The sequence below is a fragment of the Solitalea longa genome (genome assembly GCF_002920915.1).
Lineage (GTDB): Bacteria > Bacteroidota > Bacteroidia > Sphingobacteriales > Sphingobacteriaceae > Solitalea > Solitalea longa.
The window spans coordinates 39,949-58,189 of the sequence record NZ_PQVF01000011.1 but is presented as its reverse complement, the minus strand read 5'-3'; the positions used below and the strand labels follow the sequence as shown (position 1 = coordinate 58,189).

The window sequence follows — 18,241 nt, the reverse complement described above, 5'->3', positions numbered from 1 at the left end:
ATATACTCACCGGCTCAATTAAGCCATCAGGCCTAAATCAATTAAGCTTTATGTCTTTTTTCGTCAGATACAGTAAGTTTTCTTCTGCCTTTTGCACGACGTGAGGCTAATACGCGACGGCCGTTTGCAGAAGCCATTCTTTCGCGGAAGCCATGCTTGTTGCTTCTTTTACGTCTTGATGGTTGGTATGTTCTTTTCATCTCGTTATATTCTTTGCTGTTTATAAACTACTTTAACAGGGCTGCAAATATAGAGTTGTTTTTTTTTATATCAAAATGAAATTTAGAAATCTTTTAGGTTTCTATATCAATCAAATTAACAGCTTTTTATCATTAAATAAGTGGCCGGGCTTGCTAAATAATGACTATTTTATCGTTTTGGAATTTCTTTATTAATTGAATTTATGTTTGATAATCAACGCTTACACTTGTTAGTTAAAACAGCCATTGTTTGCTTTTGTATTCAACTGTTACCCTTTAATATAAATGCTCAAATGATTGAGAATAAGTATAAAATTTACTCCGTTAAGGATCGAAAACAAGTTGATCTGGCTCAGGTGATAAAATATGCAAATAAATTTCAGGTTGTTCAGTTCGGTGAAGAACATAATGATTCGGTGGGACATTTTCTTGAATTAAGCATTTTAAAGGAATTAAACGGTGCCTACGGTTCAAAACTGGCCTTATCAATGGAAATGTTTGAACGTGATGTTCAGCTTGTTTTAGATGAATACCTAAGCGGATTAATTAAGGAGAAGAATTTTATTACTGAGGCTCGTTGCTGGAAGAATTACAGTGACTATAAACCTTTGGTTGAGTTTGCCAAAGAGAAGAACCTAAAGGTAATTGCTGCTAATGCACCAGCACGATATGTAAACCGCGTTACAAGATTGGGTCTTGGTTCCTTAAATTATTTAAGTGATGATGCGAAGAAATGGCTTCCGGGGTTGCCAATTGATACATTAACCGGTGCTTACTATGATAAATTTTTACAAACCATGGGAGACCATACAATACCAGGCTTACAAATTTATCAGTCGCAAAATTTATGGGATGCTACCATGGCTGATGCTATATCAACTTTTCTGCGTAAGAAGAAAGACTATAAAATACTTCAACTAAATGGTCGATTTCATAGTGACGAATACCTTGGAACCTGCTATCGGTTAAAGAAAGCAGGTGTCAGCGTAATGACCATTAGTTGTTTTTCGGATGATTCTTTTGATAACCCTGATTTTGCCAAATATTTAAACCTTGCCGATTTCGTAATTATTACAGATCCGAAGGTCAAGCGATCTTTTTAAAATTAAAAGGGATAAGTATTAATAGATAAACTTAAGTCCAAGGCTTATAATTTCTTTAAATTGAATACGGGGTCTGCTAACTTCTGTAGGCACACCGTTTACATCTTCAATTTTCTTGATCAATACTTTCTGATCGTATATTAATCCTGTTGAAAGGTTAGCGGTTAAAAAACGGTTGATCTTACAATCAAATAGGGCCTCCCAATAAGCGTCAATTGCATTTAAATTTTCATAAGTACTAAACAGATCGAGCTTGGTAGTAAGGTTTACGTTTTCGAATAATTTGCCGCCATATCTAAAGCTCGAACTCAAACCCACTTGTTGGTAATAATTACTACCGCTTTTTATCAGGTTACCCTGATCATCATAAACGGCTTTTGTAACCCCATAGGCTCCTTTGTCGGCCAGTTCCTGATCTAAAACAATGGTGTTTCGGGATGCAACAGGAGAGATAAATAAGGAAAGTCCTTCGTACGGTTTATAATCCAATCCTACAGATGCGGTAATATAACCCGGTGATAAGAAATCAGAAACTTTTGTTGGAGCACCGTTATCGGAGTATTTGTGACCTACCACAAATTGGCTTCGTATTGAAACTAAAAAAGTGGCGAAAAGCTTATCCGAGGCTTTTATACCGTATTTTGAGTTTAACTCAAACCTGTCCTCCGTTTTTCGGTATTCTTTATCTTCGATTTGTTGAGTGCCAAAGGCCGAATCAAAAATGGTTTCCCATCTGCCTTTTTCGGTTACTTTATTGGCTGTTAATTTAAAGCCGGCAATAAAGGTTAAAGCATTCTGTCCGCCGGCAGCCCAGTTATTGAAGCCAGCCTGACTAAACAAAAAGGTATTGGTTCCGTCAATTGTCCATTTGGGAATTGAATCAGTTTCCTGGCCGAAAGCTTTTACGCAGATAAGTAAAACAATAGTTAAAAAAATAACCGGTTTTTGCATGCCGGCAAAAATAAAAGAATTTAATTACCGGACTAAGTGGTGGAAATGTAAAAATATAAGCGATAAATGGTCACAGGTTTTGTATAATAAACTAAATAAGCCGATACTAAACCGGCTTATTTATAATATCATGATCTGTTTTTAAGTAAATCTCTTATTTCAACAAGCAATGTTTCAGTTGGAGGAGGAGGCGTTGGAGCTGCAGGAACCTCTTCTTTTTTACGAACAGTATTAATTGCTTTTACGGCTAAAAATATGGCAAAAGCTATAATTATAAATTGAATTAACACCTGGATGAAGTTGCCGATGTTAATACTTACTTCAGGTGCAGTAACCTTGCCTGATGCATCAACCACCGCCTCTTTAAGATGTAATTTCAAATCTTTAAAGTCAATTCCTTTTAGCAAAAATCCGATCGGCGGCATAATGATATCGTCAACCAAAGAAGTGACAATTTTGCCAAATGCCCCTCCAATAACCACCCCTACTGCAAGGTCAATTACACTGCCTTTCATGGCAAACTCTTTAAATTCTTTTATAAAACCCATAGCTGTATAAGTTATTTAAAATTACGGTTCGTTAACTACTTCAATTTATTTGCTTTTAAGGAAAAAACAAACACTTTACTATTATGATTTAAAATTAATTAAAAGTGTTTAGAATATCATACTATTCAATTTAATTAAATTTTATATAAAATTCAATTGAATGCCTGAATAGATATTTTATTAAAAGATTGATTATTAACTATTAGTGAATATTAGTTATATTGTTTTGGGAAAATAAAAGCTACAGAAACACAATTCAAATCCTAATTGTCTCGTTTTTTGTTTATTAGATGATTTGTTAGTTATTTTAATTGGGATACAATAAGGAAAGCATATTAAATTTCCGTTTTTCAATTTACATTTGTCAAAAGCCAATGCCGAAACTATGCTAAAACAGAACCTGCAGCAGAAACTATTACAGAAGCTATCTCCACAACAACTTCAGTTTATAAAGTTGTTGCAGATTCCTACTGTAATGCTGGATGCGCGAATTAAGGAAGAGTTAGAAGAGAATCCTGCTTTAGAAGACATAAGTCTGATGGCCCATAACGAGGAGAAGGACGAGTACAATTTTGACGATGACGACAAAGAAGATTTCAAGGAAGGTGAAACTGAGCTATCGGAAGAATTTAGTATAGAAGATTACCTGCAACAAGACGATGAAAAGGATTATGCCACTTCTTTGGCTTATGATTCGGATGATGAGGATGATAAAAAAGAATTGCCATATGCCGAGTCACGTTCTTTTTTTGAAATGCTGCAGTTTCAGCTTAATATGGTCGATCTCGATGATCGTCATTTTTTAATAGCCCAACAACTTATTGGTAGTCTTGATGATGACGGATATTTACGCCGACCGATTTTATCTTTAATTGATGATCTGGCATTTTCGCAGAATGTTGATGCGACGGAGGATGAGGTGGAAATGATGTTAAAGGTCATTCAAGGTTTTGATCCACCAGGAATTGGAGCCAGGGATTTGCAAGAATGTCTGCTTATACAATTACGAAAAAAAGATCAGGACAGTAGGGTGGTGCACCTGGCCATTGAAATTGTAGAGAATTATCTTGATGAGTTTACCAAAAAGCATTATGAAAAGCTCGAACGTTCACTAGGTATATCTCCGGAAGAATTAAAGGCGGCTGTAAACGAAATATTGAAACTCAATCCCAAACCGGGTGATTCAAACGCCGACGGCAATACTAAGCAAATGCAGGTAATACCTGATTTTCATATTGCTAATAACGATGGTGTGTTGATCCTTACGCTGAACTCAAGAAATGCTCCTGAACTCCGGGTAAGCCGTGATTATAAGGAGATGTTTCAAACTTACGACAAGCAAACCAGTAAGGATAAAAAACTTAAGGAAGCGGTTCAGTTTGTGAAACAAAAACTTGATTCGGCAAAATGGTTTATTGATGCGATAAAGCAGCGTCAGCAAACGTTGATCAAAACGATGAACGCCATTATGCATTATCAATATGATTATTTTCAGGAAGGGGATGAGCGTAAGCTTAAACCAATGATCTTGAAAGATATTGCTGATCAGATCGGAATGGATATTTCCACCGTTTCGAGGGTGGCCAATAGTAAATACGTTCAAACCGAATTCGGCACCTTTTTGCTTAAGTCATTCTTCTCTGAGGCTATTCAAACCGAGAGTGGAGAAGAAGTATCGAACCGTGAGGTGAAGAAAATATTGGAAGATTGTATTGGCGGTGAAGATAAACGACGCCCGCTTGCTGATGAAAAGCTTGCTGAAATACTAAAAGACAAAGGATATAATATTGCCCGACGTACAGTGGCTAAATACCGCGAGCAAATGAACATACCAGTAGCTCGATTAAGAAAAGAACTTTAAGCAACTGTTTATAACAAGTAAAACGGCGCAATTGGGTTAACCATTCGCGCCGTTTTACTTTTTTAGGTTTTATAGTCACTATTGAATTTTTTCAATCAGAATACTTCCATCGAGCATAGCAGGAATTATGAAATACCTTCCATCGGTACTTACCGTAAAATCAGCAGGGCCGTTGATGAGGTTAGCTAGGGTAATGGTATGGGCCTCATTTTTTGAAAGGTCAATTTCTGCCAATACACCTTTTTTCTCAAATGCTTTCCAATCAGAAATGTAAAGCTTATTGTTTTTTAGTACTGCGCCATCCAAATATCCCTCGTATTTAGAGATCTTTTCTGTTTTCAGGCTCGAAAGGTCAATTGCATAAACGTTGCCATTTGGATTTTGGCCGTCGTTACTAAAGCCAACACAGTAAAGCTTAGTGGTTTTGTCGCTATAACTCAGTCCGTTAGCTCCAGGAATTATTTCAGTAGCCAGCAGCTTATAGGTTTTGCTCTTTACATCAAGCTCAAAAACTTTTCCTAAATCAGTATCCGAAACATAAAGTTTCCCCTTGGTCGCTTCCACATCGTTTAAAAACTTCGATCCGCTTACAGGCAGTTCAAATACGTTTTGGCGGGTAGTAACGTTGTAGCCGACTACTCGATTGATATCTGCAATGTATAAGACATCGTCAATAAAGGCGCTCCCTTTAGGGGCATTTAAACCCGTAATAAATTTTAACTCTTCAACTTTGCCCTTTTTAAAATTTACTTTACTAATAAATCCATCACCATCTATTTGGGACGGCTCCATTTTTTCGCCTATGTCCGAAACGTAGAGAAAGTTTCCATGCTGCACAACACTTTCGGGATGATTAAAGCCCTTTATTTCTTGAATTGAGGTAGATTGAGCCTTTACTTTAAGCATTGTTAAAACAAAAGCTGCAATGAGTAATGATTTCTTCTGCATTTTGTATTGAGAATTAGATATATGTAATAGTAAAGCTATCACTTATTATTGTATATCAATTCGTTTAAAAGCGTAACAATACAGTAGCAAAAGCAGGAGTAATGGTTTTGGGTTTAATGAAAAAACGCCTTTTTCAAACTGAAAAAGGCGCTTTAGGAGTTTTCTTAAAGAAAAACTCTATAACATCGAAATGATTTCGGTATCGGTCGGTTTTATTTTTGAAGGGAAAAATTTAACTAATTCGCCTTTCTCATTGATCAAATATTTACAGAAGTTCCAGGTTGGTTCCTGGTCGTTCCATCCGTTTTTATTTTTATCCGTCAACCACTGGTAAACAACGTTTTTATCATCACCTTTTACCGATGATTTTTCAAACAGCTGGAATGTAACACCGTAGTTTTTCTTGCAAAAGCCTTTAATCTCTGTATTTGAGCCAGGCTCTTGTCCTCCGAAATTATTGGCTGGGAATCCAAGTACCACTACTTTGGTGCCATATTCCTCATTTAATTTTTCAAGATCGCTGTATTGAGGGGTAAAGCCACATTCTGAAGCCGTATTTACAATTAAAAGCTTTTTGCCTTTATATTGTTTAAAATCGATGACCTGACCATCAATAGAGGTGTATTGCAAGTCGTAAAAACTAGTTTTTGGCTGTGTATTTGCGTCATTGCTAATCACTTTTGAGTTACATGCCCCCAAAAAGAGGGTTAACACTATCATTAAGGTTTCCATATTGTTATACGTTTTGTTGTCAAAATTACTTAACAGTCGGGTTTTATTATAGTTTTGCAAAACTTATTCAATAAATTAAACTTATTATGAAGAAACTTATTGCATTAACGGTTACAGCATGTTTTTTTGCTATGGCAAGTTTTGCCCAAAGCGGAGCTGATGCGATTGTGGGAATTTGGCTAAATCAGGAGAAAGATGCCAAAATTCAGATTTTTAAGAAAGGGAATGAGTTCTATGGAAAATTGGTTTGGCTAAAAAATCCTAAGGAAACAAACGGACAGGATAAAAAGGACACTAAGAATCCGGAGGAAGCGCAGCGCAACCGTTTATTAATGGGATTAGAGATATTGAAAGGGTTTAAGTATGATACGGATGACGTTAAATGGGCTGATGGTTCGATTTACGATCCGAAAAGTGGTAAAACTTACTCCTGTAAATTAACTTTAAAGGATAAGAATAATCTGAATGTGAGAGGGTATATAGGTGTATCGATAATAGGTAGAACAGATATTTGGTCACGCTCAAACTAATTATAATACTAGTAACAGGGAATTTTAAAGAATGATTTTTGAAAAGCGCGTTGAAATGAAGGTGAAAGGGATCTATTTATTTTTATACACGTTCATTGTAGTTTTTTTAATGGGCCAAGGAGTTGTAATGGCTCAGCAAAAGCCTAAATCATCAGCAAAAACACCAGCAGCTACCACAAAAACAGCTGCAAAAAAAACAACCACAAAAACCGACTCTGTTAAAAAAGCAATAGTTGTTGATTCGATGAAAGTTGTTGGAGCGGATCCAACTACACTCGATTCGGCAAGTGCTGCGAAGATAAAAGTAGCAAATACTAAAACAACTGCCACTAAAAAAGGAACTTCAACCGGCAAGAAAACAGATCCCAAAGTCAAATCAACTGACCCTAAAAAGGCAGGAACAGACCCAAAAGCCAAACCGGCGGTTGTAAAACTGGCTCCTAATATTATCAAAATAAACTCAGTAGGGGTACTTAAAATTGGGATGAATGTTGACACCATTAAGAAGATATTCCCGAAAGATCGGGTGTATAAGGTGTATGTTTACGATCAAAAAAATAAGTACGAACAATACCAGGTAACAGCTACTGATAAAACCAGCCAGTATTTATTCATTACCCCCGAGTGTGACGGTGATTCAGTATGTATTATTCGTCAGATAATTGCGAAGCACCCTTATTTTAAAACTGACCGTGATATTTCGGTTGGGATGTTACTGGATGACCTGGTGCTTGCTTATGGTTATTTAGAGTCGAGATGGGAAGAAGAGAACCTGATTGTAAGAAATACCGAAGGCATTGACTTTGTGATGGACACCTCTGGAATTCCTAAACGTTGGTACCGTAAAATGAATCTCGACAGATTGCCATTGCCCACAAAAATTATGGGAATAATGATCAGCACTAAAGAACAGCAAGCAAAGTGGTAAATGTTGTTAATCTTCCTGTGTGGCGTTTATCAACCAAATTGGAATATTCTCGGCGGCGTTCTTGTAGTTCAATTTAAAGATCCCTGAAATTTCAATTGGTTTATAGGAGAAATCAATAGGTGTCTCCATTTCAATCTCAATCATAATTGGAACCCCATTTTTTCCGCAGTAATAACACTGATTTACCGGTAATGTAGAGAGCAAGAAACGCTTATGTTTAATGCCTTCTTCAATCGGGATCATGTAGCCTTGTAAGGTCACCCTTTTGTTTTCCATTGATTTTATCTGGGCTGAAAAAACGGCTACCTGTTTATCCGTAGTTACTTTGTTTATTTTTAAGGTGCCAATCACATCCCAAACCGGCGATTTTATCATATCGGCTGTATGCTGAGCCTTAGAAAAATAGGATATCAGTAATAGAATTGGAATAATTGTAAGTTTCTTCATTTTCAAAATAAAGGAATGCTTGGTGGTTTAATCAGGCTATTGATCGACTATTTCTGCTCCCATTAGCATCATGGCAAAATGCTCTTCGTCGCGTTCGTTCAATTGTAATATGCCTTTTATGGTGATCGCTTCTTTGGTATAGGCAATCGATTTATTCATATTCACTTCCACCATTTCGGGAACTCCTTGGGTTTTTCCACAAAAATAACATTGGTCTATCGGTAAAACTGAAAGCATGAACAACTGATGTTGCAGGCCCTTTTCCAGCGGAATCAAATACCCTTTCAAGGTAATGGTTTCCCCCTCCATCGCTTTTACTTCCGGCGCGAAAACAGGAATGGTCCATTGTTCATTGTCGATAATTTCCTTTTTATAGGTTAAAGTCGCCAGCTTTGTCCAAAGCTCCGAGGTAATCATTTTTTCATGCAATAAATGAGCAGGTGGAGTTGTCGTATCGGCAGGGACAGGAATACCGGCGATAGGTTCTTCTTCTGCTGCATTATTTTGAGCGGTTTTATTATCTGAAAATTTCAGTTGAGCAAATAATAAAATTAGCACAAGTATGCCAATGAGATAAAGTACCCCATTCCAATTATTCTTTAAATGATCCGGTATTTTCATCAAAATATATCTTAATCAACCTGTTCAGCCTCTTCAACAAGAATTTCCATATGGTTTGAATCATTTGGGTTCAACCGCACTTTTCCTTTCACTGTAATTATTTTATCAGTATACGGAATGGCATCTTTCATTACCACCTCAACCATTGGAGGAATATTGCCTTGCCCACAAAAATAGCATTGGCTAATGGGTAAAACAGAAATGGCAAAATTTTTATGCTTTGCACCCATTTTAAATGGAACGATATATCCTTTTAAGTCGATAACTTTTCCACTGAGTGCTTTGAGTCGATTACTGAAAATAGGTGTATAATCGCCGGCCTTATCCATCTTATAGGTCAAGTCATTTATAATGTCCCAGCTAACTGATTTTATAGCCACATGTTCCGGTGGTTTTTCAGCTTGCTGCGCGTTGGCAATATTGGTTGCGGCTAATAGTGCTAATACGAGTGTAAGTTTGAATATGTTTTTGTTAATCATGCTTTTTAGTTTTAGTTCATGGATCTTAGTTCATGGATCTTAGTTCATGGATCATAGTAAATTGGCTATGATCTATGAACTATCAGCTATTTGCTAAGGTTCTCGATATATCAACTTTATAAGCCTGAATAGCTGGAATTACCGAAGCGATTAGTCCAATAACCAATCCACCGAAAATAAGTTTCCATTCGTCTTTTAAAAACGTTAAACCGGTTAATTTGGTTTGTTCAGTGTCTTGATTATGCCCGATAAACTCAAGCGCTCCATGCGACCATAATAAGCCAATAAATGTAGCAATTATGGCTAAAAGCAGTCCCTCGGTAATGATCAGCAAAAATACTTTACTTCGAGGGGCTCCCATCGTACGAATGATGGCCAGATCGTATTTGCGCTCTTTTAACGAATTATACAAACTGATAAATACGCTGAAAATTGAAATAATGATAATGAGCCCTGCAAACCACTGCATGGCTTTTACTCCAACACCGATCAATGAAAACAGGCGAGCACTCTCTTGAGCCGGAGAAGCGGCTTGCATATTGGTTTGTGTATTTACAAAACGAGGGAAGGTAACCACACTTACCGGTGAGCGATATTTAATTAATATGGAAGTTATTTCCGGCTCATTTTGATTTTCTATTGGCGCAGGAACTGGAGTTGTTGTCTCTTCAAGTGGAGCTTCCCCATGAAACTGGTCATGTACTAATTTAGATTCTTCGAAGCCTGCATCGGGCCCCATTGTTTCAACTTCGCCTTGTTGATGCTTATGAGGGGCCTCATGAGCTGTACTTTCGGTATGCATGGCCCATATACTCGGCATGGAAGTAAGTACCAGGTTATCGGCAATAGAGCCTGATTCTTTGAATATGCCTACTACTTTATAGTTATGCTCATGATGTTCTTCTCCTCCTTCAACCAAACCATGTGAACCATGAAAGCTGTCACCAATTTTCAGGTGTTTTACCTTTGCCACGGTGGCGCCAATATTTACTTCAAATAAGGTGTCGAATGGTTTGCCTTCAGCCAGTGTTAATTCATAAAGTTCAGCATATTTTGCGTTTGTGCCTACAATTCGAAATTGCTCATAACTGTCGCCAAGACCCAGCGGGACCGCCAGTTTTACCGCTTGATTGCGCATAATCATTTGCGCCTCTGATTGTTTAATGTTGCCGGTAGGATTATCGATCTGATAAATGCTCGAAAGGATTAGTTGCAGGGGGCTTCCTTTAGCGCCCACAACAGCATCAACCCCTTTTGCATTGCTTTCCAGTTTCTTGCCTATCTGGTCGGAGGCCAGCATGAGTAAGGCAATAATTCCTATGCCGAAAGAAAGCAATAAAACATTCAGAAGTGTGGAAAGTATATTGGCTTTTAAATTATACCAGCTAAGTTTTAAAAGATTCATCTATTGATTTTAGATTGACGATTTTAGATTGTTGAATTGCATGTCGAGAGCTTCGGCTTTTTATGCTTGTTGATAACAAATTGGTGATTCTCTAATTAAAGCATGTATTGTCTTGTCAATCGTTTTTTTACCCGTTCATCATGCGTAGCAATTACCAATGTTGCTTTATTACGTTCTGCCTGTTCTTCAAGAAGTTTCAATACCGAATCAGTGTTTTCGTCATCCAGGCTTGAGGTAGGTTCATCAGCAATAACAATTTTTGGATGATTGACAACAGCCCGAGCAATCGCTACCCGCTGCATTTGTCCCTGGCTAAGTTCCGCAGGAAGGGATTTAGTTTTTGATGATAAGCCTAATGACTCAAGTACTTCCAATGCTCGCTTTTTATCTTCCTTTAAACCGGCAAAATATTGGGCAGCTATTACATTGTTTAAAACGTTAAGGTTTTTAATCAAATGGGGCTGTTGGAAGATAACACCAATATTTCTTCCTCTGAAATGATCAAGATCAGCGCCCTTCAAACTATATAAATCAGTACCTTCTATGTTAACGTTGCCCTCGGTCGGTTTTAATAAACCGCTAATAATATGCAGCAAAGTTGTTTTTCCCGTTCCCGAACCACCTAGCATCAGCCAATGTTCGCCCGAATTAACCAACCAGTCGTTGAAATGGAGTTGAGTAGCGCCGTTATAGAATTGTTTAACCGAGTTAATACTGATCATTATGATTGGTTTTGTGCACCGAAAATACTGATCGTAAGCTGAATAAAAAAGCAAAGCCAGTGTAACGACCTTGTTAGCTGAAGGGGGGAGGTTTGCAAGTTTTCCTGAGCAATGCTTTGGAAAAAGGTTATTAGATGGTTCCTGTGTGATGTTTTGATTTTTAAATGATAAAATATTCTAAAAACCAAGTGTTTAATTCATGTTGGAATTGCGTGATGCTAACATTTTTGTTCCGTAGGTCCTTGTTTCATTCCATGAAAGCATAATGATCTCAAGTTAGTCTTTACTTGATTTTTTTCTAATGAACGAAATCAAGGTTAACGACCCCAATCCAACTAAAGCTAACATAGCAGATTTACCAGCTTCCTTTTCATAACCTTGTTTTTCTGCTAGAAGAGTATCCTTATTTAAGAATTTTTTATTGTGCTTAACTGAACTCAGTATTTTTTGAAACAGAATTCGTTCTTCATCTGAATTGCTTGCAGGATAATAGTTAAGAAAAAGAGTACCATTTCCTCCAACACTGTATCCCTGGTAGGTTATTGTATTATGGATCTTCAGCTCAGTATAAAAATTGTAATTTATACTATCAATCTTAAAATCGACATTAAACCCTTTCTCTTTTAATACATCTCTTTGGATTTCTAAAACCTCCCTGAATAAACTATTTTCCGAACCTGGAATTTCGACATAACTAGCTATCAAATAAGGTAACTCTTGTGCTGTAGAATCTGATTTAGAGAATCCAATTATATAAGATCTTAATTCCTGTGTTTTTTCCTTCTGAAGTTGATTTGTAAATTCTTTTGAAATTGATATCCATTTTTTGGGAACTGAAATCAAATAATCCTTCTCTACTACAGTTCTATCCTGACTAAATGAATTGATTTGAATTAATAAGAAAATTAAAAGTATTGATAGTTTTTTCATCTTTAAAATAGCTGCTTTTGCTGTTGTTTTTTATGGTAAAATGGTTAGTCGTTTTCAATGACCGAAATTAATTCTTTTAACCATTTCTCCAAATTACCAACCGTCTTAATAACAACTTCTTGGTTAGGAATCGTACAAACTGGCGTTTTATAGAATTAATGTTGAATGAAACCTCTTACATTTGGCGCCACAGAAAATTATCGATTGTGTGCATGAAACAACTTATCGAAGCTCAGGATATATCATTGGTTTTGCAACGTGAAGCCATTTTAAACCGTTGTTCGTTTACATTGAACAAAGGCGAATGTGTGGTGATTACCGGTAAATCAGGTGCCGGAAAAACATCGCTGGCTAAAGTTATTGCAGGGCATTATCCTATTTCGAGCGGTTCGATTCAAATTAATGATGAGGGTATAAGACGGGTTTTTGTGCATCAGCAACACGATTTCCGTTTTGCCTTTCACAATCGAACTTATTTCGGGCAGCGTTTCGATCGTAACTATCACGGGAATTTTCCAACCGTTGCACAAGTTTTAGCTCGGGCAAATGCTGAGGAGCAGGAGCTCAATGAGATCATACATTTATTATTGTTAGAAGATAAACTGAATCAGCCGGTTATTGAACTTTCTAACGGTGAAGGGAAACGTGTGCAGCTGGCGCAGACTTTACTGGCAAAGCCAACCTTGTTAGTGCTCGATCAGCCTTTTATTGGGTTGGATGTAAAAACCAGGGCTGCTTTGCATGAGTTGCTGGCTATTTTAAAAAATACGTTTGGAATAACGCTGGTAATCGTTGCATCTGATGAAATTCCGACTTGTACTGACCGCATATTTTCAATGAATAATGGTGAAATTAAGCATGTCTTCACTTACCATGAGTTTCAGAAAGAAGATGGCCACGGTGCAATAACCATCGGAAAAGAAGTCAATTGGGAAGAAATAAAGCAATATTCAACGAATAGTGATTCTTCTTTTGAGAATGCTGTAAGAATGGAAAATGTAACTATCGGTTTTGATGATAAACTGATCTTAGACGATGTTTCCTGGAAAGTTAAAAAGGGAGAACATTGGTCCTTAACTGGCGAAAATGGATCGGGCAAGTCAACATTGCTAAGTTTAATTTATGCCGATAATCCACAGGCCTACCAAAGCGAAGTTTATTTATTTGATAAAAAGCGCGGAAGCGGAGAAAGCATTTGGGATATCAAACAAAAAATAGGTTATGTATCACCCGAAATGCATAATTTCTTTCAGCGTACAAGTTCATATGTTGAAGCGATAAGTGTGGCTTCAAATGACTATACCTTAAGCGGGTTTTCACAGGATCCGACAACGGCTTATGAAACCGTTTGCTCAGGATTTAATGATCAAATGGGTTCATCGGTTGAGGTAAGTTATTTTCAGCAAGCTTTAGTGAAGAGCTGGCTGGAGATAATGGATTTGAAACACTTGAGCAACAAACCGTTTTATAAGGCTTCATTAGGAGAACAACGATTGCTGCTTTTAATCCGCTCATTGGTTAAAAATCCACCATTGTTGCTGTTGGATGAACCTTGCCAGGGTTTGGACCGTTATCAAACCAGTCATTTTACCAGTATTGTAAATGACATTTGTAAGCATTTTGAAAAAACACTGATTTACGTTTCTCACTACGAAAGCGAAATGCCTGCTTGTATTGATCGAAAACTTAAATTGGAAAAGGGTAGGGTTGTCTGTTGATAGTTATTTATTCAGATTATTAACATCGTCCAACAAAAAGCAATGCTCGTACTTGGTCATACCAATTTTGGGATAGTAGCCAATGGCGGCCGGAGCTGCCAATAAAATTAATCTGGCCATCGGCGAAGCGAGTTTCGTTTGACGAATCAGTTCTGTTCCAATTCCTTGCTTTTGATAATCCCGGTCAACTGCTAGATCAGATAAATAGGTGCAAAATGCAAAATCAGTTAATGCCCGTGATATTCCTACTAGCTTGCCATTATCTCTGGCAGTGACAAGCAGATTTCCAAAATCTAGCATTTTCTGTAATCGATCATCATCTTCTATTGGTCGACGTTCTCCTAGCGTCGATTGGATTAAAAGTTCTTTGAACTCTTCTATAGGAATCGTTTTTTCTATTTGGTAGGTGATCATGTTGGGTAGTTGTGTTAATATGCCTAAATCTAAAATTAATCTGCTGATTTAATGAAGTTTATATTGTTGTTGCAAAAAAATAGCATCATTTTGCAAAAAAAAAGCAAATTGTAAATTAATTTATATATTTGGCTTGATACAGGTGCATAGAACCGTGTTGATGATTTGTGATAATATTTCAACTTAAAAAACTCCAAAACGAAAAGCCAATGAGTGTTTTGATTCTGATAGCTTGCATTGTTTTTCTCATCTTACAAATCACTGTCTTAAAAGTTAACCCGTTTTTGGCCTTCATCATCACTTCTATAATCGCCGGGTTACTTTTGGGTTTGCCTATATCAACATTACCTCAAACCATAGAAAAGGGAATGGGTGATATGCTAGGGGCAATTTCACTGGTCATAATTTTCGGAACCTGTATTGGAAAGCTGACTGTTTCATCGGGAGCTGCCAATGTAATAGCCAAAACCATTATGAACTGGACTGGCCCTAAGTATGTTCGCTTAGGTTTAATGACCACGGGTTTTATTGTTGGTATTCCGCTGTTTTACAGTGTTGGCTTTGTGTTATTAATCCCTTTGATCTTTTCAATTGCTTATCAGCTTAAATTACCAAAGGTGTATTTAGGTATCCCAATGCTGGCCTCTCTTTCTGTTGCCCATGGATTTTTACCTCCCCATCCATCGCCTATGGCATTAAGTAAAATGTTCAATGCAAATATAGGGATGGTGCTGATTTATGGGATCTTAATTGCAATACCAACCATTCTTATTGCCGGGTTATTATTCTCCAATTTTTTTAAGAATATCAAGGAGAATGCGTCCAACGAAATCGTAAAAGTTGAAGAGTTTGTTAACGGTAACATGCAGCCGGGATTTGCTGTTAGTATTTTATCTTCATTATTCCCGGTTTTTGGATTAACCATAACTTCCCTGTTGCCATTAATCTGGAAGGACCCTTTGCTCATAGCTGTTTGTAAAACCTTGGGAAGCCCTAGTAGTATAATGCTTGTTTCGCTTTTAATATGCACATATACCTTAGGTATTCGTAGTGGTAAAAGTTTGAAGATGGTTATGGACGATTATGCCGTGGCCATTAAAGATGTTGCTATGATCATATTCATTGTTGGTGGAGCAGGATGCTTGAAGGAAGTAATGTCTGTAAGTGGGGTAAGTCAGTCTATTGTTCAATATTTAATTCAACTAGATATCCATCCTTACCTGCTTGCCTGGGTAATGGCCGCCATCATACGGGTTTGTATTGGTTCGGCTACAGCAGCTGGTTTAATGACTGCCGGTGTTTTATTACCTTTATTACAGGTTAATGGGATTGATCCTAATCTTTTGGTATTGTCAATAGGAGCAGGCAGTTTAATGTGCTCACATGTAAATGATCCAAGTTTTTGGATGTTCAAAGAATATTTCAATATCAGTATGAAAGATACCTTTAAAACCTGGACCGTTATGGAGTCACTGGTTTCGGTGCTGGGTATTACCTTCATTTTTATAGTAAACTTTATTATTCAGAAGTAACATGAACTCACTTCCACAAGAAAAATTTGAAGCGCTAGGCTTAACACTTCCTCCCGCGCCTCAACCTTTGGGAATTTATAAACCGTTCCTGGTAGAAGGTAAATACTTATACCTGTCAGGTCATGGGCCTGTTCAAAATGATAAATCGCTAATTATTGGTAGGATAGGTGAGGATATGGATATTGAAGCAGGAAAGTTGGCTGCGCGTCAGGTTGGCTTAACGATGCTTTCAACCATTGTAACCAACTTCGGTAGCCTGAATGCAGTTAAAAGAGTGATCAAAGTTTTGGGTATGGTTAACTGTACCGGTGATTTTTTACGACATCCTTACGTTATAAACGGATGTAGTGAACTGTTTGCAGAAGTTTGGGGCCAGGAAAACGGTATTGGTGTAAGAAGTGCCGTGGGTATGGGTTCTTTACCTGATAATATTCCGGTTGAAGTTGAAGCACTTTTTGAACTAAATTAAGAGACCCCGTAAATGAATACGATTGTCAGAGAGCCGAAAGTAGTTTCCTTTGGAGAGTTATTGTTACGATTGAGTGTCAAAAATGGAGCTCGGTTTACACAAACCACTGAACTGAATGTTCATATCGGAGGTGCTGAGGCTAATGTAAGTGTATTGCTCTCTCAATTGGGTATTGCTACAGAGTTTATTACCAGGCTTCCTGATAATGATTTGGCCCGACTTGCTTTAAGTGAATTACTCAAATATGGTGTAGATACTCAGCAGTGCATTTTTGGAGGAGATCGAATGGGCTTGTATTTTTTTGAAAATGGCAATCAAATCCGGCAATCTCAAGTTATTTACGATCGTACTAATTCATCTTTTGCCACCATTGGTTTAAAGCAAATTGATTGGGCTTCAATATTTGAAAAAAGCACCCATTTTCATTGGTCGGGTTCAAGTGCAGCTGTTTCTTATGAGGCAAGCCAGGTTTGTTCTGAGGCGATACAGGCAGCTTATAATAATGGACAAATAATTTCTTCGGATTTTAATTACCGCTCAAAATTATGGCAGTATGGAAAAGCAGCATCCGAGATAATGCCCGGTTTGCTAAACTATAGCACAATTGCTGTTGCCGATTTAGATTCAATAGAAATTTACTTTGGATTAAAAACCAATAAGAGCATTAGCGATGCTGAACGGTTCCTACAGGCTTATCAATTTTTAGCCAAAAAAATGCCCCATCTGAAAACCCTGGCAATGAGCTTTAGAAAGTCGGATGGATTGTCTCATTTGTACTCCGCTATGTTAATACATGAGGGGAGTTTTTTTGAATCAAAGCAGCATGCAATACATTGGGTAACCGATCAAATTGGATCGGGAGATGCGTTTACAGCTGGTTTGCTTTATGGATTGATCAATAAACTTTCAGCACAGGAATGTATTGAATGGGCGGTTGCATGCGGTGTTATCAAGCAAAGTGTGCATGGCGATTTTGCCATCTCTTCAGCAGAAGAAGTTGCTCATTTTATCAAAAACGGCTCGAGTAATCGAATAAGCCGATAAATAGTATCCAATGTACCATATCTTAAATAAACAAGGGGTTCTCCCATTGGTTACCCATATAAGTGCTGAAACTGCTGAAATTATCCTCAGATCAGCAGCCGATGCAGGTATTAAAGTTATTGAGTTTGCCACCCGTTCAGCAAACTCAAAAGAAGTTTTTACTCATATGCTTGATGTAAGAGCCAGACATAATCTCGATATTAAAATAGCTGTTGGATCTATCCTGACTGTTGAGGATGCAATTGATTATAAGGAGGCAGGAGCCGATTGTATCATTTGCCCGCATATCGATCCGGAGATAGGCCGATACTGTATCGATAATAAAATTTACTGGATTCCGGGAGCTGCAACCTTAAACGAAGTGTTGTATGCCAACAGGCTTGGAGCTGAATTGGTAAAGCTATTTCCGGCTGATAAAATTGGCGGTCCCGGCTATGTCAGAGCTATTAAAGCTCCATTCCCCAACCTGAAATTAATGCCTACCGGAGGTGTAACCTTACAAGAAGAGAATATTAAGGATTGGTTTTCCTCAGGTGTTTCTTGCGTAGGGATTGGTTCGCATTTGTTTTCTAAAGAAACCCTTGAAAGACTTGATTATGATTTATCATATCAATTGTTCAGCAATTTGATTACGCTTATTAACAAAGCAAGAAACTAAG

21 protein-coding genes are annotated in these 18,241 nt (G+C 37.5%); 9 read left to right on the top strand and 12 right to left on the bottom strand.

What is annotated here, in order from left to right:
- Positions 1–41 precede the first annotated feature (41 nt).
- Complete coding sequence (gene rpmH / locus C3K47_RS15205) at positions 42–200, bottom strand: 50S ribosomal protein L34 (RefSeq protein WP_103790011.1); 159 nt, start codon at positions 198–200, stop codon at positions 42–44.
- A gap of 203 nt (positions 201–403) precedes the next feature.
- On the opposite strand from rpmH, the gene C3K47_RS15200 reads away from it, so the two are divergent.
- Positions 404–1,303, top strand: a complete 900-nt coding sequence (locus C3K47_RS15200) for a ChaN family lipoprotein (RefSeq protein WP_103790010.1) — start codon at positions 404–406, stop codon at positions 1,301–1,303.
- Positions 1,304–1,321: 18 nt separating this feature from the next.
- On the opposite strand, the gene C3K47_RS15195 is transcribed toward C3K47_RS15200, so the two are convergent.
- The gene (locus C3K47_RS15195; RefSeq protein ID WP_103790009.1) at positions 1,322–2,254 is read right to left on the bottom strand and encodes a DUF3078 domain-containing protein; all 933 of its coding nucleotides are present in this window, start codon (positions 2,252–2,254) and stop codon (positions 1,322–1,324) included.
- Positions 2,255–2,382: 128 nt separating this feature from the next.
- Positions 2,383–2,802 (bottom strand): large-conductance mechanosensitive channel protein MscL, encoded by a 420-nt coding sequence (gene mscL / locus C3K47_RS15190; RefSeq protein ID WP_103790008.1) that lies wholly within the window; start codon positions 2,800–2,802, stop codon positions 2,383–2,385.
- Between the two features lie 385 nt (positions 2,803–3,187).
- On the opposite strand from mscL, the gene rpoN reads away from it, so the two are divergent.
- Positions 3,188–4,663: an RNA polymerase factor sigma-54 gene (rpoN, locus tag C3K47_RS15185; protein ID WP_103790115.1), complete on the top strand. Its 1,476-nt coding sequence runs from the start codon at positions 3,188–3,190 to the stop codon at positions 4,661–4,663.
- 78 nt (positions 4,664–4,741) lie between these two features.
- Here the strand turns inward: rpoN and C3K47_RS15180 are convergent, their stop codons facing one another.
- Both C3K47_RS15180 and C3K47_RS15175 read right to left on the bottom strand, forming a co-directional pair.
- Entirely contained in the window at positions 4,742–5,611 is an 870-nt protein-coding gene (locus C3K47_RS15180; protein ID WP_103790007.1) for a YncE family protein, read from the bottom strand.
- Between the two features lie 177 nt (positions 5,612–5,788).
- Positions 5,789–6,343 (bottom strand): glutathione peroxidase, encoded by a 555-nt coding sequence (locus C3K47_RS15175; RefSeq protein ID WP_103790006.1) that lies wholly within the window; start codon positions 6,341–6,343, stop codon positions 5,789–5,791.
- 86 nt (positions 6,344–6,429) lie between these two features.
- On the opposite strand from C3K47_RS15175, the gene C3K47_RS15170 reads away from it, so the two are divergent.
- Positions 6,430–6,873 (top strand): DUF2147 domain-containing protein, encoded by a 444-nt coding sequence (locus C3K47_RS15170; RefSeq protein ID WP_103790005.1) that lies wholly within the window; start codon positions 6,430–6,432, stop codon positions 6,871–6,873.
- 31 nt (positions 6,874–6,904) lie between these two features.
- Positions 6,905–7,801, top strand: coding sequence for a hypothetical protein (locus tag C3K47_RS15165; RefSeq protein WP_103790004.1), 897 nt, complete (start codon positions 6,905–6,907; stop codon positions 7,799–7,801).
- Positions 7,802–7,807: 6 nt separating this feature from the next.
- On the opposite strand, the gene C3K47_RS15160 is transcribed toward C3K47_RS15165, so the two are convergent.
- From C3K47_RS15160 to C3K47_RS15135, 6 genes are all read right to left on the bottom strand, one after another.
- Entirely contained in the window at positions 7,808–8,248 is a 441-nt protein-coding gene (locus C3K47_RS15160; RefSeq protein ID WP_103790003.1) for a hypothetical protein, read from the bottom strand.
- A gap of 36 nt (positions 8,249–8,284) precedes the next feature.
- Positions 8,285–8,869, bottom strand: coding sequence for a hypothetical protein (locus C3K47_RS15155; protein ID WP_103790002.1), 585 nt, complete (start codon positions 8,867–8,869; stop codon positions 8,285–8,287).
- An 11-nt stretch (positions 8,870–8,880) separates the two neighbouring features.
- Entirely contained in the window at positions 8,881–9,348 is a 468-nt protein-coding gene (locus C3K47_RS15150; RefSeq protein WP_103790001.1) for a hypothetical protein, read from the bottom strand.
- Positions 9,349–9,430: 82 nt separating this feature from the next.
- Positions 9,431–10,753, bottom strand: coding sequence for an ABC transporter permease (locus tag C3K47_RS15145; protein WP_103790000.1), 1,323 nt, complete (start codon positions 10,751–10,753; stop codon positions 9,431–9,433).
- Between the two features lie 95 nt (positions 10,754–10,848).
- Positions 10,849–11,475, bottom strand: coding sequence for an ABC transporter ATP-binding protein (locus tag C3K47_RS15140; protein WP_103789999.1), 627 nt, complete (start codon positions 11,473–11,475; stop codon positions 10,849–10,851).
- A 276-nt stretch (positions 11,476–11,751) separates the two neighbouring features.
- Complete coding sequence (locus C3K47_RS15135; RefSeq protein ID WP_103789998.1) at positions 11,752–12,405, bottom strand: hypothetical protein; 654 nt, start codon at positions 12,403–12,405, stop codon at positions 11,752–11,754.
- 212 nt (positions 12,406–12,617) lie between these two features.
- Between C3K47_RS15135 and C3K47_RS15130 the strand changes: the two genes are divergently transcribed.
- The gene (locus tag C3K47_RS15130) at positions 12,618–14,123 is read left to right on the top strand and encodes an ATP-binding cassette domain-containing protein (protein ID WP_103789997.1); all 1,506 of its coding nucleotides are present in this window, start codon (positions 12,618–12,620) and stop codon (positions 14,121–14,123) included.
- 3 nt (positions 14,124–14,126) lie between these two features.
- Here C3K47_RS15130 and C3K47_RS15125 read toward each other — a convergent pair whose 3' ends face one another.
- Positions 14,127–14,537 carry a GNAT family N-acetyltransferase gene (locus C3K47_RS15125; protein WP_103789996.1) on the bottom strand — a complete coding sequence of 137 codons (411 nt, stop codon included), beginning with the start codon at positions 14,535–14,537 and terminating at the stop codon, positions 14,127–14,129.
- Positions 14,538–14,746: 209 nt separating this feature from the next.
- On the opposite strand from C3K47_RS15125, the gene C3K47_RS15120 reads away from it, so the two are divergent.
- The 4 genes from C3K47_RS15120 to C3K47_RS15105 are packed head-to-tail and all read left to right on the top strand — an operon-like array spanning position 14,747 to position 18,240.
- Positions 14,747–16,069 carry a GntP family permease gene (locus C3K47_RS15120; RefSeq protein WP_103789995.1) on the top strand — a complete coding sequence of 441 codons (1,323 nt, stop codon included), beginning with the start codon at positions 14,747–14,749 and terminating at the stop codon, positions 16,067–16,069.
- Position 16,070: 1 nt separating this feature from the next.
- Positions 16,071–16,538 carry a RidA family protein gene (locus tag C3K47_RS15115; RefSeq protein ID WP_103789994.1) on the top strand — a complete coding sequence of 156 codons (468 nt, stop codon included), beginning with the start codon at positions 16,071–16,073 and terminating at the stop codon, positions 16,536–16,538.
- A 12-nt stretch (positions 16,539–16,550) separates the two neighbouring features.
- The gene (locus C3K47_RS15110; protein ID WP_103789993.1) at positions 16,551–17,582 is read left to right on the top strand and encodes a sugar kinase; all 1,032 of its coding nucleotides are present in this window, start codon (positions 16,551–16,553) and stop codon (positions 17,580–17,582) included.
- Between the two features lie 10 nt (positions 17,583–17,592).
- On the top strand, positions 17,593–18,240 hold the full coding sequence (locus C3K47_RS15105; RefSeq protein ID WP_103789992.1) for a bifunctional 4-hydroxy-2-oxoglutarate aldolase/2-dehydro-3-deoxy-phosphogluconate aldolase: 648 nt from the start codon (positions 17,593–17,595) through the stop codon (positions 18,238–18,240).
- Position 18,241 lies beyond the last annotated feature (1 nt).

Coding starts and splice junctions, on each gene's coding strand:
- C3K47_RS15180 (WP_103790007.1), bottom strand. CDS start 5,611: ATGCAGAAGAAATCATTACTCATTGCAGCTTTTGTTTTAACAATGCTT.
- C3K47_RS15195 (WP_103790009.1), bottom strand. CDS start 2,254: ATGCAAAAACCGGTTATTTTTTTAACTATTGTTTTACTTATCTGCGTA.
- C3K47_RS15170 (WP_103790005.1), top strand. CDS start 6,430: ATGAAGAAACTTATTGCATTAACGGTTACAGCATGTTTTTTTGCTATG.
- C3K47_RS15155 (WP_103790002.1), bottom strand. CDS start 8,869: ATGAAAATACCGGATCATTTAAAGAATAATTGGAATGGGGTACTTTAT.
- C3K47_RS15130 (WP_103789997.1), top strand. CDS start 12,618: ATGAAACAACTTATCGAAGCTCAGGATATATCATTGGTTTTGCAACGT.
- C3K47_RS15135 (WP_103789998.1), bottom strand. CDS start 12,405: ATGAAAAAACTATCAATACTTTTAATTTTCTTATTAATTCAAATCAAT.
- mscL (WP_103790008.1), bottom strand. CDS start 2,802: ATGGGTTTTATAAAAGAATTTAAAGAGTTTGCCATGAAAGGCAGTGTA.
- C3K47_RS15200 (WP_103790010.1), top strand. CDS start 404: ATGTTTGATAATCAACGCTTACACTTGTTAGTTAAAACAGCCATTGTT.
- C3K47_RS15160 (WP_103790003.1), bottom strand. CDS start 8,248: ATGAAGAAACTTACAATTATTCCAATTCTATTACTGATATCCTATTTT.
- C3K47_RS15120 (WP_103789995.1), top strand. CDS start 14,747: ATGAGTGTTTTGATTCTGATAGCTTGCATTGTTTTTCTCATCTTACAA.
- rpmH (WP_103790011.1), bottom strand. CDS start 200: ATGAAAAGAACATACCAACCATCAAGACGTAAAAGAAGCAACAAGCAT.
- C3K47_RS15150 (WP_103790001.1), bottom strand. CDS start 9,348: ATGATTAACAAAAACATATTCAAACTTACACTCGTATTAGCACTATTA.
- C3K47_RS15110 (WP_103789993.1), top strand. CDS start 16,551: ATGAATACGATTGTCAGAGAGCCGAAAGTAGTTTCCTTTGGAGAGTTA.
- C3K47_RS15140 (WP_103789999.1), bottom strand. CDS start 11,475: ATGATCAGTATTAACTCGGTTAAACAATTCTATAACGGCGCTACTCAA.
- C3K47_RS15145 (WP_103790000.1), bottom strand. CDS start 10,753: ATGAATCTTTTAAAACTTAGCTGGTATAATTTAAAAGCCAATATACTT.
- C3K47_RS15105 (WP_103789992.1), top strand. CDS start 17,593: ATGTACCATATCTTAAATAAACAAGGGGTTCTCCCATTGGTTACCCAT.
- C3K47_RS15175 (WP_103790006.1), bottom strand. CDS start 6,343: ATGGAAACCTTAATGATAGTGTTAACCCTCTTTTTGGGGGCATGTAAC.
- C3K47_RS15125 (WP_103789996.1), bottom strand. CDS start 14,537: ATGATCACCTACCAAATAGAAAAAACGATTCCTATAGAAGAGTTCAAA.
- rpoN (WP_103790115.1), top strand. CDS start 3,188: ATGCTAAAACAGAACCTGCAGCAGAAACTATTACAGAAGCTATCTCCA.
- C3K47_RS15165 (WP_103790004.1), top strand. CDS start 6,905: ATGATTTTTGAAAAGCGCGTTGAAATGAAGGTGAAAGGGATCTATTTA.
- C3K47_RS15115 (WP_103789994.1), top strand. CDS start 16,071: ATGAACTCACTTCCACAAGAAAAATTTGAAGCGCTAGGCTTAACACTT.